This window comes from Brevibacterium sediminis (genome assembly GCF_024895295.1).
GTDB classification, from domain to species: domain Bacteria; phylum Actinomycetota; class Actinomycetes; order Actinomycetales; family Brevibacteriaceae; genus Brevibacterium; species Brevibacterium sediminis.
In genome coordinates this window covers 1-14,938 of the sequence record NZ_JAHQRN010000003.1, presented here as the reverse complement: position 1 = coordinate 14,938, position 14,938 = coordinate 1, and the positions used below count along the sequence as shown (strand labels likewise).

General features: G+C 66.6%; 16 protein-coding genes. 9 read left to right on the top strand and 7 right to left on the bottom strand.

Annotated elements, in window-relative coordinates:
• Positions 1–38: 38 nt before the first annotated feature.
• Together KTJ89_RS07455 and KTJ89_RS07450 are read left to right on the top strand one after the other, a co-directional pair.
• Complete coding sequence (locus KTJ89_RS07455) at positions 39–404, top strand: ArsR/SmtB family transcription factor (RefSeq protein WP_259357246.1); 366 nt, start codon at positions 39–41, stop codon at positions 402–404.
• Positions 401–892 (top strand): SRPBCC domain-containing protein, encoded by a 492-nt coding sequence (locus KTJ89_RS07450; RefSeq protein WP_259357245.1) that lies wholly within the window; start codon positions 401–403, stop codon positions 890–892. Before KTJ89_RS07455 ends, KTJ89_RS07450 begins: the two co-directional genes overlap by 4 nt.
• Here the strand turns inward: KTJ89_RS07450 and KTJ89_RS07445 are convergent.
• On the bottom strand, positions 861–2,444 hold the full coding sequence (locus KTJ89_RS07445; RefSeq protein ID WP_259357244.1) for an acyltransferase family protein: 1,584 nt from the start codon (positions 2,442–2,444) through the stop codon (positions 861–863). The genes KTJ89_RS07450 and KTJ89_RS07445 overlap by 32 nt on opposite strands.
• Before the next feature lie 267 nt (positions 2,445–2,711).
• On the opposite strand from KTJ89_RS07445, the gene KTJ89_RS07440 reads away from it, so the two are divergent.
• Positions 2,712–3,743, top strand: a complete 1,032-nt coding sequence (locus KTJ89_RS07440) for an NAD(P)H-dependent flavin oxidoreductase (RefSeq protein WP_259357243.1) — start codon at positions 2,712–2,714, stop codon at positions 3,741–3,743.
• Positions 3,744–3,791: 48 nt separating this feature from the next.
• On the opposite strand, the gene KTJ89_RS07435 is transcribed toward KTJ89_RS07440, so the two are convergent.
• Positions 3,792–4,523, bottom strand: coding sequence for a response regulator (locus tag KTJ89_RS07435; protein ID WP_259357242.1), 732 nt, complete (start codon positions 4,521–4,523; stop codon positions 3,792–3,794).
• Between the two features lie 168 nt (positions 4,524–4,691).
• Between KTJ89_RS07435 and KTJ89_RS07430 the strand changes: the two genes are divergently transcribed.
• The 3 genes from KTJ89_RS07430 (at position 4,692) to KTJ89_RS07420 (ending at position 8,590) form a co-directional block, all read left to right on the top strand.
• Positions 4,692–5,603 (top strand): DMT family transporter, encoded by a 912-nt coding sequence (locus KTJ89_RS07430; RefSeq protein WP_259357241.1) that lies wholly within the window; start codon positions 4,692–4,694, stop codon positions 5,601–5,603.
• Positions 5,600–7,597: a sensor histidine kinase gene (locus KTJ89_RS07425; protein WP_259357240.1), complete on the top strand. Its 1,998-nt coding sequence runs from the start codon at positions 5,600–5,602 to the stop codon at positions 7,595–7,597. Before KTJ89_RS07430 ends, KTJ89_RS07425 begins: the two co-directional genes overlap by 4 nt.
• 117 nt (positions 7,598–7,714) lie before the next feature.
• Positions 7,715–8,590, top strand: a complete 876-nt coding sequence (locus tag KTJ89_RS07420; protein ID WP_259357239.1) for a hypothetical protein — start codon at positions 7,715–7,717, stop codon at positions 8,588–8,590.
• On the opposite strand, the gene KTJ89_RS07415 is transcribed toward KTJ89_RS07420, so the two are convergent.
• A complete protein-coding gene (locus KTJ89_RS07415) occupies positions 8,532–8,936 on the bottom strand; it encodes a hypothetical protein (protein ID WP_259357238.1) in 405 nt (134 codons plus the stop codon). The genes KTJ89_RS07420 and KTJ89_RS07415 overlap by 59 nt on opposite strands.
• Positions 8,933–9,946 (bottom strand): CPBP family intramembrane glutamic endopeptidase, encoded by a 1,014-nt coding sequence (locus KTJ89_RS07410; RefSeq protein WP_259357237.1) that lies wholly within the window; start codon positions 9,944–9,946, stop codon positions 8,933–8,935. Before KTJ89_RS07410 ends, KTJ89_RS07415 begins: the two co-directional genes overlap by 4 nt.
• Before the next feature lie 181 nt (positions 9,947–10,127).
• Here KTJ89_RS07410 and KTJ89_RS07405 point away from each other — a divergent pair, with 181 nt between their 5' ends.
• Positions 10,128–11,537: a sensor histidine kinase gene (locus KTJ89_RS07405; RefSeq protein WP_259357236.1), complete on the top strand. Its 1,410-nt coding sequence runs from the start codon at positions 10,128–10,130 to the stop codon at positions 11,535–11,537.
• The gene (locus KTJ89_RS07400; RefSeq protein ID WP_172171871.1) at positions 11,534–12,166 is read left to right on the top strand and encodes a response regulator; all 633 of its coding nucleotides are present in this window, start codon (positions 11,534–11,536) and stop codon (positions 12,164–12,166) included. The genes KTJ89_RS07405 and KTJ89_RS07400 overlap by 4 nt, the downstream gene beginning before the upstream one ends.
• A gap of 106 nt (positions 12,167–12,272) precedes the next feature.
• Here KTJ89_RS07400 and KTJ89_RS07395 read toward each other — a convergent pair whose 3' ends face one another.
• The 3 genes from KTJ89_RS07395 to KTJ89_RS07385 all read right to left on the bottom strand — a co-directional run bounded on the left by KTJ89_RS07395 (position 12,273) and on the right by KTJ89_RS07385 (position 14,227).
• The gene (locus KTJ89_RS07395; RefSeq protein ID WP_259357235.1) at positions 12,273–13,034 is read right to left on the bottom strand and encodes a 3-hydroxyacyl-CoA dehydrogenase; all 762 of its coding nucleotides are present in this window, start codon (positions 13,032–13,034) and stop codon (positions 12,273–12,275) included.
• A gap of 219 nt (positions 13,035–13,253) precedes the next feature.
• Positions 13,254–13,832, bottom strand: a complete 579-nt coding sequence (locus KTJ89_RS07390) for an NADPH-dependent FMN reductase (RefSeq protein WP_101543990.1) — start codon at positions 13,830–13,832, stop codon at positions 13,254–13,256.
• A gap of 8 nt (positions 13,833–13,840) precedes the next feature.
• On the bottom strand, positions 13,841–14,227 hold the full coding sequence (locus KTJ89_RS07385) for a hypothetical protein (protein ID WP_259357234.1): 387 nt from the start codon (positions 14,225–14,227) through the stop codon (positions 13,841–13,843).
• 1 nt (position 14,228) lies between these two features.
• On the opposite strand from KTJ89_RS07385, the gene KTJ89_RS07380 reads away from it, so the two are divergent.
• Entirely contained in the window at positions 14,229–14,888 is a 660-nt protein-coding gene (locus KTJ89_RS07380; RefSeq protein ID WP_259357233.1) for a TetR/AcrR family transcriptional regulator, read from the top strand.
• Positions 14,889–14,938: the final 50 nt, after the last annotated feature.

Below are 14,938 nucleotides of genomic sequence, written 5' to 3'. Positions count from 1 at the left end.
CTTCCCATAGGCCACCCCAGGATGTAATACTTAGCCTCATGGTTAAGTATTCGGATGAGCTCGATGCGATGTTCTCAGCATTGGCCGACCCCACTCGCCGCAGCGTGATCGCGCGTCTCGGGCGGGGACCGGCCAGCGTCGGAGAGCTTGCCGAGCCGTTGTCGATCTCGCTGCCGTCGTTCATGAAACATGTGCGCAGCCTCGAATCGTGCGGCCTCATCCGGACCAAGAAGTCCGGGCGCGTGCGCACCTGTGTGCTCAACCAGGATCGGTTCCATCTGCTCTCGGGTTGGCTCGAGGAACAGCGGCGCATCTGGGAACGCGCCACCGACCGGCTCGAACAGTTCGTCACCACGGGTTCCGTCGACTCCGACGGGCCCACCCCCACCAAGGAGGAATCATGACCACTCAGCTCTCTCGCACACGAAATCAGAATCCAGACCTCGACCTCAGCATCCAGCGGATCATCCACGCCCCGAAGCAGGCCATCTGGGACGCTTGGACCACGCCGGATCAGCTGGCCCAATGGTGGATTCCGGCGCCCCTGAGTCTGCGCGTGGATTCGCTCGAGCTCGCTCCGGGCGGTGCCTTCGTCACCCAGATGAGCGAAGACGGCACCGAGTGGCATCCGCATGTCGATGCGGTGTTCCTCGTCATCGAGGAAGGCAGCCGCCTCGTGTTCACGAACGCCGTCAGCAGCTCCTGGCACCCTTCGCTGCCGGACCCGGTGGCGATGACCACCGAGATCATCCTCGGCGATCATCCCGACGGCACCGACTACCGCGCCATCGTGCGGCACGGCAGCCCGGAGCAGCGCGCCCGGCATGAAGAACTCGGGTTCTTCGACGGCTGGGGCACTGTCACCGACCAGCTGGCTGCCGCAGTGGAGTGAGCCCGGCCGACAGGACGAGCGAACCCATCAGCAGGCCGGCCGCCACGACCGTCCAGATCATCGGCGCGATTCCGACGAGGAGGGCGATCGCAATGCCCATCGTGGCCGCTCCGACAGCGACGATGGCGCGCGCCCGCGAGCTGAATGCCTGGACCGGGAAACCCTGCGGAAGGACAGCACGGACAAGCGCTGAGAGGCTGCGACCGACTGCGGCCAGTCGCTGTTCGGAGGGGAACGGGATCCGCTCCGCGGCCATGGCGACCAGCGCGGAGAGTCCCATGACTGCAAGCAGCCACGGCAGACGCGTCGCCCACCACCATCCCGACTCGATCTCGGGAAGGATGAACTCGGCGACGATGCCTGTCGGCAGGTCGAGCAGAATCCCCGTCGGGAAGCCGACGGCTGTCTGCGCCAGCCATCCGAGAGCTCCGATGAGGACGATGACGACGCTCATATGCCACAGGTAGACCTGTATTCCGTAGGTATTGCCCCAGGCGATGACCCGCGCCGATAACTGGGCGGTCAGGATTCGGGAGGAAGGGGCCGCCGCAGTGGGGGCCGCCTCGGCGGGGACTTCTCCTGGAACCATCGTCGACTCTGCAGACGGCTGATCGACGTCGAGCGCCCGATTCAGCCGGGCGTGGCACAGCCGCAGCACGCAGAGCTGTGCCACGCCGAGCAGGACGAGTGCGCCGGTCGGCGGATTGAGGTTGACGAGCATGTTCGGGCTGTACACCCCGGCCGCCACGAGTCCGCCGAGGAGACCCAGCACGGCCACAAGCGCCGACCACACCACGGGACGGCTGATCGGGCGGTCGGAGGCATCGGCGAAGAAGAACCCGAGCTGTTGGATCAGCGGCCAGACGACGAAGTTGAGATAGCCGAGGCCGGCAATCCCTGTCGTTCCGGAGAGAACGTCGACGGCGATGACGGCACCGGCGAGGACTGCCAGGGACCGCCTCGGCGCTCTTTCATGGAAATGGACCGCTACCGGCACCAGCGAGGACAGGCCGAGATAGACGGCGAGGAACCACAGCGGCTGGCCGATGCGGCGGCTCGCCTCGGCGATGAGTTCGGAGGAAACGCCCATGTCAGCGGCCGCGGACAGTCCGATTCCGGCAATGACGACGAGGACAGCTGTGGGTACGGCGAGGCGGCGCAGTCGGGCGCGCAGATAGTCGGTCCAAGTTCCGCCTCGAGCACGGGTGCGCCGCCATCCGGTGATGCCCGCGTATCCCCCGATGATGAAGAACAGGGGCATGACCTGGAAGAACCAGGACGCTGCGGCGAATCCGGCGGTCGTCGACAGCGCGACCGTCGGCGCCACTGTGCCGTCGGAACCGAGCACGGCCGCGCTCATCATCGAGTGGAGGATGACCACGACGACGAGGCAGCCGAACCGGATGAGGTCGATGGCCTGGTCGCGGTGGGGTGCGGCAACGGTGCGAGGTTCGCGAGTCCGAGGTTCGGCGGGCGGGGCGACCGCGCTCTCGGGGGTTCGGACGACCTCGGTGCCGGCGGGCGGGGCCGGGCTGTTGAGCATGAGTGTCATGGCAGTTCCTTGTCAGAGTCGTTCAGTGCCGATCACAGGGAATCGGGGCGATGACACCGAAGTTAGGAACCGCGTCTGCCTCGGCACATCACGCCGGAGAGCCCACCTCTCCCCCGCCGACCGATACTTCCGAGGGATACCTTCGACCGGTCACCTCATACTCGCCGCGGCCGATCGTGTGAGAATGGCGATGAGCACGCACGACCACGCGGCCGCCTCGCTCGGCTACAGACGCCGAGCCCGGGCCGCCGATAATAGGAGAGAACCGTGACGATCGCCTTCGCGAAGACCTCACTGCCCATCATCGGTGCACCCATGGCCGGTGGGACGACGACGCCCGAACTCACCGAGGCTGTCGCCCGGGCCGGCGGATTCCCTTTCGTCGCGGGCGGCTATCTCACTGTCGAGGCCCTCGCTCCGCTTATCACACGGATGCGTGAGACGACCTCGAACTTCGGCGTCAACCTCTTCGCCCCGAATCCCGTTCCCGTCGATCGCGAAGCTTTCGACGACTTCGTCAGCGCGCTCGAACCGGCCGCTGCCGCCCGCGGGATCACGCTCGATCCCGAGCCGGTCGAGGATGACGACCACTTCGACGACAAGCTCGACTGGCTCACCGAACACCCCGTTCCTCTGGTCTCGCTGACCTTCAATCTGCCCACCGCCGAGGCGGTCGACCGCCTCCACGCCGTCGGCACTCAGGTCGTCGCCACGGTGACCTCGGTTGCTGAGGCCCGTGCGGCCGCCGAAGTCGGGGTCGACGGGCTCATCGTCCAAGGTCCGCACGCCGGCGGACATTCGGGTACGGCCGATCCGACACGGACCATCGAGGACCGCGCGACCGTCGATCTCGTCCGTGACATCCTCGCCGAGGTGGACCTGCCCGTGGCAGCCGGCGGCGGAGTCGACGGTGAGGCCATGGTGGGAGAGCTCCTCGGTGCGGGGGCGAGCTCAGTCGTCGTCGGCACCCTGCTGCTGCGCTCCGACGAGGCAGGAACGGCACCCACTCATCGGGCTGCACTGGCCGACGACGAGTTCACGGACACCCAGCTGACCAGGGCGTTCACCGGGCGCCCCGCGCGTGCGCTGGTCAATGACTTCGTGCGGACGTTCGACCCGATCGCCGTCGACGCCTACCCGGCGGTGCACCATCTGACGAAGGAGTTCCGCGCCGCGGCGAAGAAGGCCGATGACCCGCACGGCCTGCACCTGTGGGCCGGAACCGGCTACCGCAGCGCCCAGGACGGATCCGCAGAGACCATAGTCAAGGACCTCGGAGCCGGCTTCGCCCGCGAGTAGTCAGCGAGCCGGCGTCCCCCGCACACGCCCCTCTCCGAACCGCGCCGCTCAGTTCCCGGCGACGACCAACCCGGACTCATAGGCGGCGACGACGATCTGGGTGCGGTCGCGCAGTCCCAGCTTCGACAGGATCCTCGAGACGTGGGTCTTCACGGTCTGTTCGGCGAGGTACAGCTGTTCGGCCACCTCGGCGTTGGCGTGCCCCTTAGCCACCAGGGTCATCACGTCGATCTCCCGGTCGGTGAGCTGACCGAGCACCGCGGTGTCCTTGGCCACGGTGGGCCCGGCGACGTATTCGGCGATGAGGCGGCGGGTCACCGACGGCGCGAGCAGCGATTCCCCACCGGCGACGACCCGGACAGCGGTGATCATGTCTTCGGCGGTGGCGTCCTTGAGGAGGAATCCGCTCGCACCGGCGCGGAGCGCGGAGAACACGTATTCGTCGGCGTCGAACGTGGTGAGCATGATGACTCGCGGGTGGTCCCCGGGCATGTTGAAGATCGCTCTGGTGGCGTCGAGCCCGTTGAGCGTCGGCATCCGAATATCCATGAGGATGACATCGGGGCTCGTGCGGCGGACGAGGTCGACGACGGCGGACCCGTCATCGGCGCTGCCGACGACCTGCATGTCCGACTGCGCGTCGAGCAGCGCCCCGAACCCCTGCCGCACCATCGCCTGATCGTCGACGATGGCGACCCTGATCGTCGTCTCCGACGGAGGCGGCACACTCGCCGAGGCGGCTCCTCCGTCCCCGTTCCCCGCGTCCTCAATTCCCGGCATGGTCCAAACCTACCGGACAGCGGGGTCGCAGAACCCGCGCAATTCCCGAGAATCCGCCGCTTGGACCCGGTTTCGCGCAGATCTCATCCTCACGGGTGATACGTGCGGCGCTCATTTCACTCCTGCGTATGATGTGCCGGCGCATACCGGCTCCCTAACGTTCGAGTCATGATCATCACCGCCGTCATCCTCGCCACCGCAGCAGCGTTCTGCCTGGCCTTGGGCACCCACTTCCAGCAGCATGCCGTGGCCACCATGGCTCCGGGCCTGCGCCGTCGCGCTGCCTGGGCAACCGGGCTCGGCCTCATGGGGCTGGTCACGGTGCTCAACGTCATCGCGCTCGGACTCGGCCCGGTCGCCATCGTTCAGCCCATCGGCGCGGTCTCTCTCGTCTTCGCCGTCCTCATCGGCCGGCGGTACCTCGGGCTCCGCCTCGGTGCTCCGCTGCTCATCAGCATCGCGGTCACGCTCTTCGGGATCTTCTCCTTCGTGGCCACCTCGGCGCGGTTCGCCCACGACATCTCCGTGAACGCACAGTCGGTGACGTGGCTGCTCGCCGTGCTCATCGCCCTCACCGTCTTCGCGGGGCTGTTCTCGTTCAGCTCCGCCGGCCACATCCCCCGGGTCGTCATGACCGGGATCGTCTTCGGCACGGTCGCCGCGGCCACGCACGTCCTCGCCCGATCCGTCGTCATGTCGGGACTGCCCGGACTCGATACGTTCGGTCTGCGCTGGTGGGCGCTGTTGGGCGCGGTCGGCCTGGCCTCGGCGGCGGGATTCTGGCTCGTCCAGACCGCGTACGCCTGCGGTCCCGCCGAGACCGTGCTGGCCGGCCTCACCGTCATCGACCCGATCGTCGCCGTCATCATCGGTGCCGCATTCTTCGGCGAGTACACGGGCCTGACTCCGCCGGCCACTCTCGGTCTGCTCGTCTCCGCAGCCATCGGCATCGGCGGAGTGTGGATGCTCTCGCGCTTCCACCCGAAGGTCCTCGAATCCCGCAAGACCGCTCGCACTGAGACTGCGGTCGGCACCGCGCAGACGTCCTCGCACACAGCACAGGAAGGAATCACGCTGTGAACCACTCCCCCGATCTCACCTCCCCCGCACCCGCCGACGCGTACGCTGGAGACGTGCCCCGCCCAGCAGAGCCTCCGCAGATCGGCCCGAACTCACAAGCGGCCGCCGATTCTCAGGCCGCAACCGCGCCGAGGTCGTGGTGGGCCAGAGTGTGGCACAATCTCGGCCGCGATGCCGGCCTCGTCGCCCCGAGCCTGCTCATCTCCCTTATCGCGTTCCCGGTGCTCGTCGCCCTGTTCTCCGTCTCGATCGCCACTGTCATCGTCTGGGTCGGCGTGCTCCTCCTGCCGCTGACACTCACCGTCGCCCGCGCGTTCGGCAACCTCTCCCGGGCCCGTGCTCGTGCGTGGGGTGCCCCCATCGCCGAGGCGGCTCCCCGTCCCCGTGGACGCGGACTCCGCTGGTGGTTGGCTCCGCTGTCCGATGCGCGTGCGTGGTTGGATCTGCTCTTCGAGGCCGTGTTCGCACTGCCGATCCGGCTCTTCACGTTCTCGATCTCCCTGGCCTGGTTCGCAGGCGGTCTTGGCGGGATCACGTTCTTCGTCTGGGGCAGGTTTCTCCCCGAAGACGAAGGCGACACCGTCGACTGGGTGGTCGCCTGGGTGACGAACTCCCCGGTCACTGACCTCGGGTTCTCCGCCGAGGCGACGTTCCAATTCGTCACGGGCATCGTCCTGCTGCTGACTTTCCCCTTCATCCTCCACGCCATGGCACTGCTCGAGATCGTCTCGATCCGCGCTGCCGGGTCGACTGATGGGGCAGCTGTCTCCGCGCAGGCGACTCGCTCAGAGCGGTCGGCTCATCCGGCGCAGTCGTCTGCACTGTCGGCCATCGCCGGGAGTCAGGGGTGGTTCTGGCTCATCGCAGCGTTCGTCGGGGTCGTGCTCGTCGCGGTCGCCTGGCCGGTGACCACCGTGCTCTACGGTGTTCCGACAGTCTTCGCGATGGTTCTTGCGTTCAGTCTCAGCGCCGCGCTCCTGCTGGCAGTGCGCTGGCCGATACCGGCGATCGGCCTCGGCCTCGTCGCTCAGTTGGCAGGCATTCTGCTCACTGCGGACGTTTCGGGAGCAGTCCGACCGTTCACGGTCACCTCGCTGCTGGCTCTCGTCTTCCTCCACCTCATCATCGGTCTGCGTCACCGCTGGATCCACCTCGTCGCACTGTGGTCGGGCAGTGCGCTCATCGGCGTGCTCGCCCTGGTCCTGCCGCATGCCGGCGAGCTGCCTGGGGCCTTGTCGAACGTGATCACCACCGCGGCCGTCGCCGCCGGCGCCGGAGTCATCGGCGTCATCGGCAACCTGCTCATCAAAGGTCGCAGGCAGCTCGAATCCGAACGCGAACTCAGCGCCGCGGAGCTGGCGAAGCGACAGGAGTTGGAGGAGCGCAACCGGATCGCTCAGGAGCTCCATGATGTCGTGGCGCACAGCATGTCGGTCATCAGCGTCCAGGCGACGACGGCGAAGTACCGGCTGCCCGGACTCGATGAGCGCAGCCTCGGCGAATTCGATTCGATGGCGGGATCGGCCAGGCAGGCGCTCACGGAGATGCGTGGGCTGCTCGCAATCCTCCGCGGTGGCCGGGATGCCGACCTGGCGCCGCAGCCGACCGTCGACGACATTCCCGCTCTCGTCGATGTCACGCGCGGCTCCGGTGCGGTCGTCGATCTCGACTTCCCCACCGACCCCATGTCGCTGCCGCCGACGACGAGCCTCACGGCCTTCCGCGTGGTTCAGGAGAGTCTGTCGAATGCGCTGCGGCATGCCGCCGGCGCACCCGTGGCGGTCACCGTCACGGCCATCGGCTCCCGGCTCGAGATCTCCGTGCTCAACGGGGAACCCGACGGCGGGGCGGATGCGGGTGGGCACAGCCACCTCGGCGGAGGTTTCGGCATCAAAGGGATGCGCGAACGCGTCGAAGCCTTGGGCGGGAGCCTGCAGGTGGGGCCGACCCAGCACCGTGGTTTCGAGGTCAGGGCGTCGCTGCCGATGGAGTGAAGGTCCGAGGAAAGCGCTGAGGCGGCGCGGATTCGCGCCGAATCAGGCAAGCGTCGGGCGTCCGGTGCCATACTGGAAGTCCCCTCATGCTTTCCCATTCGGAAGGACTGTTTCCCCATGTCACAGCCGCCTCCTTCGCCATCTGCATCTCCGCCTTCGTCGGTGCCCGCCTCGGCGTCGGATCCGAAGGCACCGAGACGATCGGTGCGGATTCTGCGGCGCACGATCGCCATCATCATCGTCGTGGCTTTCAGCCTGGCTGCGGCCGGCGGGATCATCGTCCTCCTCGGCGACATCGAGTCCGAAGCGACGTACAAAGTCATCGGCACCACGGCTCTGACCGGCGCCGTCAGTGTCGCGGCGTTCTGCGGTGCCACGCTCATCGGTCGCCGGACCCAGTGGTTCGGGATCACCACGATCGGGCTGGCAATCGTCACAATGGCGCTGAGCCTGTGGTTCCTCTGGGGCGACCCCTATGCAGATCCTGACAGCTATGCACTCGAGGAGGTCCTCTTCCAGGCTCTGTCCTCGCTCGCCCTCGTCACTGCTGTCGCCTCGATATCCGCGCTCATTCTGTTGCTGGTGCCCCGGTCCTGGGTGGTGCGGGTCGGGCTGCCGATCACGCTCGGACTGCTTGCTCTCGGCACGAGCCTGGTTCTCGTCACGATCTGGGTGGAATCGGCGTGGGAGCTCGAGTGGCTGACCCGCCTCAACGGGATCGTATGGATCCTCGCCGCACTCGGGGTCGTCATCGTGCCGCTGACCTCGCTGCTGCTCAGGGCCGGGTCGAAGCCTGCGGGCGCCGACCGCGCCGGCGAGACGTCAGCCCGATCGACTCAACCGTCGTCGTCCCAGCCGGCGCCGGCCCTGTCGCCTTCGACGCTCGATCGCATCAACGCCGCCGCGCGGGCCGAGGGCATCACTGCAGATGAGCTCATCGATCGGCTTCTGACCGCGGAGCCTCGAACCCCTTCGGCAGACGAGAGTCGATGAAGCCTGCGACGAAGGCGCCGATGACGAGCAGGACGAGGAGCGCGATCATGCCGGCGAAATTCGACAGCACAGGGTTTGTGAAGTCGAACAGTCCCGGCCAGATGGCGTAGACGACCACACAGCACACGCCCACGAATCCGAACACGTTGAGCGTCGCCTGGCCCGCGGACCGTGCGCGCTTCCCGCTGTGCTTTGAGGCTTCCTCTTCGGGGGTGCCGAACTCGGCCTCGGGTGTCGTGCCTGCCTTCCGCGTCGTTTCCTTGACCTCGTCGAGGACGGTGAGGACCTGGTCCTCTTCGCAACCGCGCCGGCGCAGGTTCTGGGCGAGCTCGCTGTAGTAGCTCATGACAGGTTCGCTTTCGTTTCGGTGTCGGCATTCACATCGCTGTCCACCGCGGTTTCCTCGTTCTCTGGGCCGTCCCCGCGGGGACGCATCGGTTCACGGTCGGTCGGGTCGCCTCGGCGAAAGGACGATCCGCTTCGGCGGCGATGATCGAGGACGACGATGATGCCGAAGACGATCGGAGCCGTGATCGACATGACGACCTCGACTGTGGGGGCGCTCGTCGCATTGAGGTCGGCACCGGCGAGCACGCCCAGACCGAACGCGAAGACGTTGTTGACGATGTGGAAGGCGATTCCGGCCTCGAGACCGCCGGTGATGATGGTCAGGGTGCCGACGATGACAGCGAAGATGCCGACGTCGATGAGTCCCGGCAGGTCGTAGACGTGGCCGACGACGAAGAACGGCGCGGGGATGAGCACGGCCCACGCGGGGTGGCGCAGCCATGAGCCGATGATGTTCATGGCCAGGCCGCGGAAGACGATCTCCTCGGCCGTCGCCTGGAACGGAACGAGGAGGATGATGGCGATGAGCATGGCAAGCACTTGGCTGTTCCACACGATTCCCGAGGTCAGGTTGTTCATCGCCCCGTCGGAGAAGGTCACCATGATGATCGCGCAGACCACCCATACGGCCGCGCCGACCAGCAGATACCGGCCGAGCTGCCCCCATCGCATGCCGCCGCGGATCGAGATCATCGAGGAGAACGAGCGCCGGTAGATGCATAGGGTCGCGAGCTCGGCGGCCGGCCACATGAGGATGACGCTGACGAGTCCGAAGAGGACGCCCGTGGTCGTGTTCATGTCGATGAGCTGGTCCGACCATGTGTTGAAGTCGCCGTCGGCGCCGAGGGCGAAGAGTGCCCAGACGAAGAAGCCGACGAACAGGGCGACGATTGCGATGAGGTAGAACACCGCGGTCAGGAGCGCCACGAGGATCGGCTTGAACCACCGAGTGTCCGGCAGCGCGGCGAATTGACGATGAAACGGCAGTGAGTGGGGTTGATTTCTCATGTCTCCACTCTTTCGAAACCGGCGGCCGCCCACCATCGGTCAAGGGCATGATTCATGTCATCCGATCGAATGAATGCGCACGTCAGGGCGCATCCGGCCGGGCTGCCGCGCCCTCGCGTCCGCTCCGAATTCATCCTTTCGGGCGACACCCTCGCGGCCCGCGCCCGGGTAGGCTCGAAGGGTGACACCTCGCCCCGCCCGCCGCCCGCTCGCGCATGCCCTCCTCTGGACCGGCATCTCCGCGGTCGTCGGCGCGCTCATCCTCTTCGTTGTCATCGGAAACCAGTGGCCGAACCCGAAACCCACCGGTGCTGAGGCGGACGCGCTCAGTGCCGAAATCTTCGTACACATCGTCTTCGGGCTCGTATCCTTCGTCTGTCTGCCAATCGTGCTCGTCTTCGACGGACGCCGGATTCCGCGCAAACAACTGCGTCCGAAGGTCCTTGCCTCAGAGAAGCTGCGCGAATTCCTCACAGTCACCGGTCACGGCGGTGATGAGTTCCTCGCCGCCGACGGATCCGTCGAATCGCTTCAGCGGCGACCGGGAGGCTGGATTCCCGTCACAGTCGGGATCATCGGCATACTCCTCGGCACGGTCAGCATCCTCGGCGCCTTCGCCGCTTCGATCATGCTCATCTCACTGTCGGCCCGGCGCAGTTGGGCCCTCGACTTCGTCGCACTCGCCGCCACACTGGCAGCCTTCTCAGCGACCTATGTGCTCACTCCACAGGCCGCGGGAGCCTTCGATCTCCCCGTGTTCGTCTTCGGCGGCACGATGTACGCCGTTATCGTCATCGTCGGTGTCATCCGCGGTGCCCGCGAGCAGGGCTTCATCGACTCCGCCGCCCAGACCCTGCTGCGCGAACGCTCCCGGCAGGACCGCGCCATCGCCGAGGTGCGACGCGGCATCGCCCGCGATATGCACGATTCCCTGTCCCACCACCTCTCCGTCATCGCCATGTATTCCGGTGCGCTGTCCGTGCGGCAGGACCTCGACCCCGACGAGGTGCGGGAGAACGCCCGCCTCATCGCCGATGCCGCCCGCCGCTCCGGCGTCGAACTCCGGGAGGTGCTCACCATGCTCCGCAGCGACGATCAGGGCACGGTCATCGACCCCGACATCGACCGCCTCGTCGCGGCCAGGGGCGACACCGCTGAGCTGCGCTACCTCGAACCGGTGACGGGCGCGGCGCTCCACCGGTGTGGGGCGCTCGAGCAGACGACGATCTACCGCTTCGTCCAGGAGGCGATCACGAACGCGGTCAAGCACGCACCAGGCCAGACGGTGACGATCAAGGTCGGCTTCGATGGGGCCGACGGTCACCTCGTGCTCGTCGCCAGCAATCCGCACACAGGCCTGGCCCCGGCCTTCCGCGCCGGAGCGCAGCAGCTCGTCTCCGGATCCGGGTTGGGACTGCTCGGACTGCGGGAGAGAATGGAGGCCATGGGCGGCGATCTCACCGTGACGACCACTCCGGAGTTCACCCTCCGTGCCCGCATCCCCGTCGACGCCGACATCTTCACAGACGGCGACGCCCTGGGTATGACCGAAACGACCGACCCCCGCGACAAGCAGGAGACACAGCCATGAGCATTCGGGTACTCATCGCCGACGACGAATCGCTCATGCGCTCGGGTCTCAAGCTCCTCCTCGGCGCGGCGACCGATATCGAGGTCATCGCCGAGGCGGTCGACGGAGTCGAAGCCATCGACCTCGCCCGTCGGCTGAGTCCCGACCTCGTACTCATGGACATCCGGATGCCCCGTCTCGACGGCCTGGAAGCAGCTCAGACGCTGCTGTCCGATCCCGAACACCCGCAGGTGCTCATGCTCACGGCCTTCGGGACCGACGATTTCATCCACCGCGCCCTGCAGTCCGGGGCGGCAGGCTACATCCTCAAGGACACTCCACCGGAAGAGCTCATCAACGCCGTCCGTGCGGCGGCCGACGGCACCCGCACCCTGTCGGCGACCGCCCTGGCCACGTTGATGTCGTCCCGTCCGGCCGCCTCGGCGCCGGGTCAGGATCCGCTGGCAAATCTGTCGACCAGGGAACGGGAGATCGCCGAGGCGGTCGCTCAGGGTTTGACGAACGCACAGGTGGCGCGGTCGCTGTTCGTCTCGACGGCGACGGTGAAGACCCACCTGGCGCGCATCTTCGACAAGCTCGAGGTGACCTCGCGGGTGCAGCTGGCGCTGCTCGTCAACGCCCGCCGCTGACAATTCCAGTCAACGGCAGAGCCGCCCCTCCGCGACTGCGGAGACGGGCGGCTCTGTCGGTTGGACGCTCCTCGGGGAGGGCCTCCTCGGTGAAGGTGTCAGTCGATCATTTCGGAGCCATGCGGATGGCGCCGTCGAGGCGGATCGTCTCACCGTTGAGCATCGGGTTGGCGACGATCGATTCGACGAGCTGCGCGTACTCGGCGGGCTTGCCCAGCCGCGCCGGGTGCGGCACGGACTTGCCGAGGGATTCCTGCGCCTCGGCGGGCAGACCGGCCATCATCGGGGTCTCGAAGATGCCGGGGGCGATGGTGACGACACGGATGAGAGAGGCGGCGAGTTCGCGGGCCATCGGCAATGTCACGGCGGCCACGGCGCCCTTGGACGCCGAGTAGGCGATCTGGCCGATCTGGCCGTCGAAGGCCGCGACGGAGGCGGTGTTGACGATGACTCCGCGTTCTTCGCCGTCCGGCTCCTGCTGCTGCATGGCCGCAGCGGCGAGGCGGCAGACGTTGACGGTGCCGACGATGTTGATGTTCAGCACCTTTTGGAATGACTCGAGCGGCAGCGGTCCCTTGCGGGAGACGAGCTTTCCGGGGGTCGCGACGCCCGCGCAGTTGACGACGACGCGCAGGGCGCCGAGCCCGGTGGCGGTGTCGACGGCGGCCTGAACCTGCTCTTCGTTCGTCACGTCGGCGGTGACGAAGTGGGCGGAGTCACCGAGTTCGGCGGCGACCTGTTGCCCCACCTCGGCGTTGAGGTCGACCATGACGACCTGGGCGCCGGCGGCCAAGAGGCGTTCGGTGGTGGCGCGGCCGAGTCCGGAGGCTCCGCCGGTGACGAGGGCGACGGTGTTCGTGAGATCCATGAGTGTCCTTTGCATCGCTGAGCGAACAGTTGATCACTGCGACTCTAACGCAGATGTGGGGACAGTCACTGTGCATGGTCGAGTGGGGCCGCCTCGGTGAGGGATCACCCTGACGGCGGCGCCGGTCGTGACCGGTACGGTGTCAATCGACACGGGGACGACAAAGCCCGCCGGTCGGGTGACCGGCGGGCCTGTCTCAGCTCAGTTGCGAGGGCGGACTCAGGCAGCCTGCTCCTCGGCACCGGCTTCGCGCACGGACTTCAGGGCCTCGCCCCAGGCGACGATGTCGTCGACCATGGAGGCGAACGGGGCGGCCGAGACCTCGGTCGGTGCGAACGTGCCGTCGGCGACGTCGGTGAAGATCGAGAACGATGCCTGGTCGCGGACGACGGCGAGCTTGTAGTTCGCGAGGATGTGGCGCAGGTGCTCAGCGGCGCGCACTCCCTTGTCGGCGCCGTAGTTCACGATGCCGGCGACCTTGTGGTTGAACTCGGTGGCGACGAAGTCGAGGGCGTTCTTCAGCGAACCCGAGATCGAGTGGTTGTACTCCGGGGTGACGAAGATGAAGGCGTCGAACTCTTCGAGCTTCGCGCCCCAGGCCTTCGTGTGGTCGTTGGCGTACATCTTCGCACCGGCGGGGATCACCTCGTCGAGGAGAGGCAGGTCGAAGCTGCCGAAGTCGACGACCTCGGCGCGGACGTCATCATTGGAAGCCAGCTGCTGCTCGACCCAGCTCACGATCTGCGGGTTGAGCGCCTGCGGGCGGGAAGTTCCGGGAATGATGGCAATGTTGAGCATATGCGTCCTCAAATCGTTGAGCGGTGTCCACCGGCCGGGCGGCCATGGCGGTCGAGTTCACTGGTGGAGCCTGCGACCCCGGCGAACCGGATCGGCTGCAGCTCCACCGTGACCAACATTGTTGAACACTCAATCATTCCCGGATAGAGAGTGACGCTGGTCACTGGTTGAGACTGGGTCAGGTCACTGACCAGGCACTGCTCGATCACCGTTCCGGTGACGGGGCCATACGAAGTCCGCGACCGGTCGCAACGGACGCCGAACACGGCGATACCGTAATTCCGCGCGAAATCAGGCCCGCAGAGACCACCTGTCGTGTATGGTCGTTGGGCAAGTGAAAGACTGTTCGTTAAAAAGTCGGCTTCAACGGAAAACAAGGCAAGGAGTCCGGTCATCGTGCGCTCAACCAACGGCCGCAACAATATTCTCCGCTCGGCCCGGGACACCTTCGCGGACAAAGGATTCGACGGCGCGTCCATCCGCGATATCGCACAGACAGCAGGTCTGAGCCTCTCAGCGCTCTACTACTACTTCCCGTCCAAGCAGGAAGCTCTCTACGAGCTCGTCCACACAGCGTATACCTGGTACGTCGAACACTGCCGAGCGGTAATCGCCGATGTCGATGACGATGTCGTCGATCAGCTGGCCGTGGCGGTGCGCTACCTCGCCCGCTATCGCATGGAGAACGTCTCGGTCTCCACCGTGCTGCTGCGCGATACCGAACGGCTCACCGGCGACAACGCCGTCCGCGTGAAAGAACTCCAGCGGGAGGCCCGCGAGATCATGGGCGATATCGTCCAGGCCGGCATCGACTCGGGTAAGTTCCGCGTCAGCAGTGCGGCTCTGGCCACCCGCGCCATCCACTCGATCTGCAACTCGCTCTCGCTGTGGTACCGGCCGACGGGCGACCTGACGCCTGACATGATCGAGCGCGACTTCACTCAGTACTCGATGCGCATCCTCGGTGTCGACCCCGACGAGGCCGAACTCGACCGCCTGTTGGCCCTGCCGGTCAATCAGGCCGGAATGCTCGATTTCATCGCCGACACCAACTGACCCCGTTGCTACCTGACGGCGGCGCAACAACCTCGCGTGGAGTGGTCCCC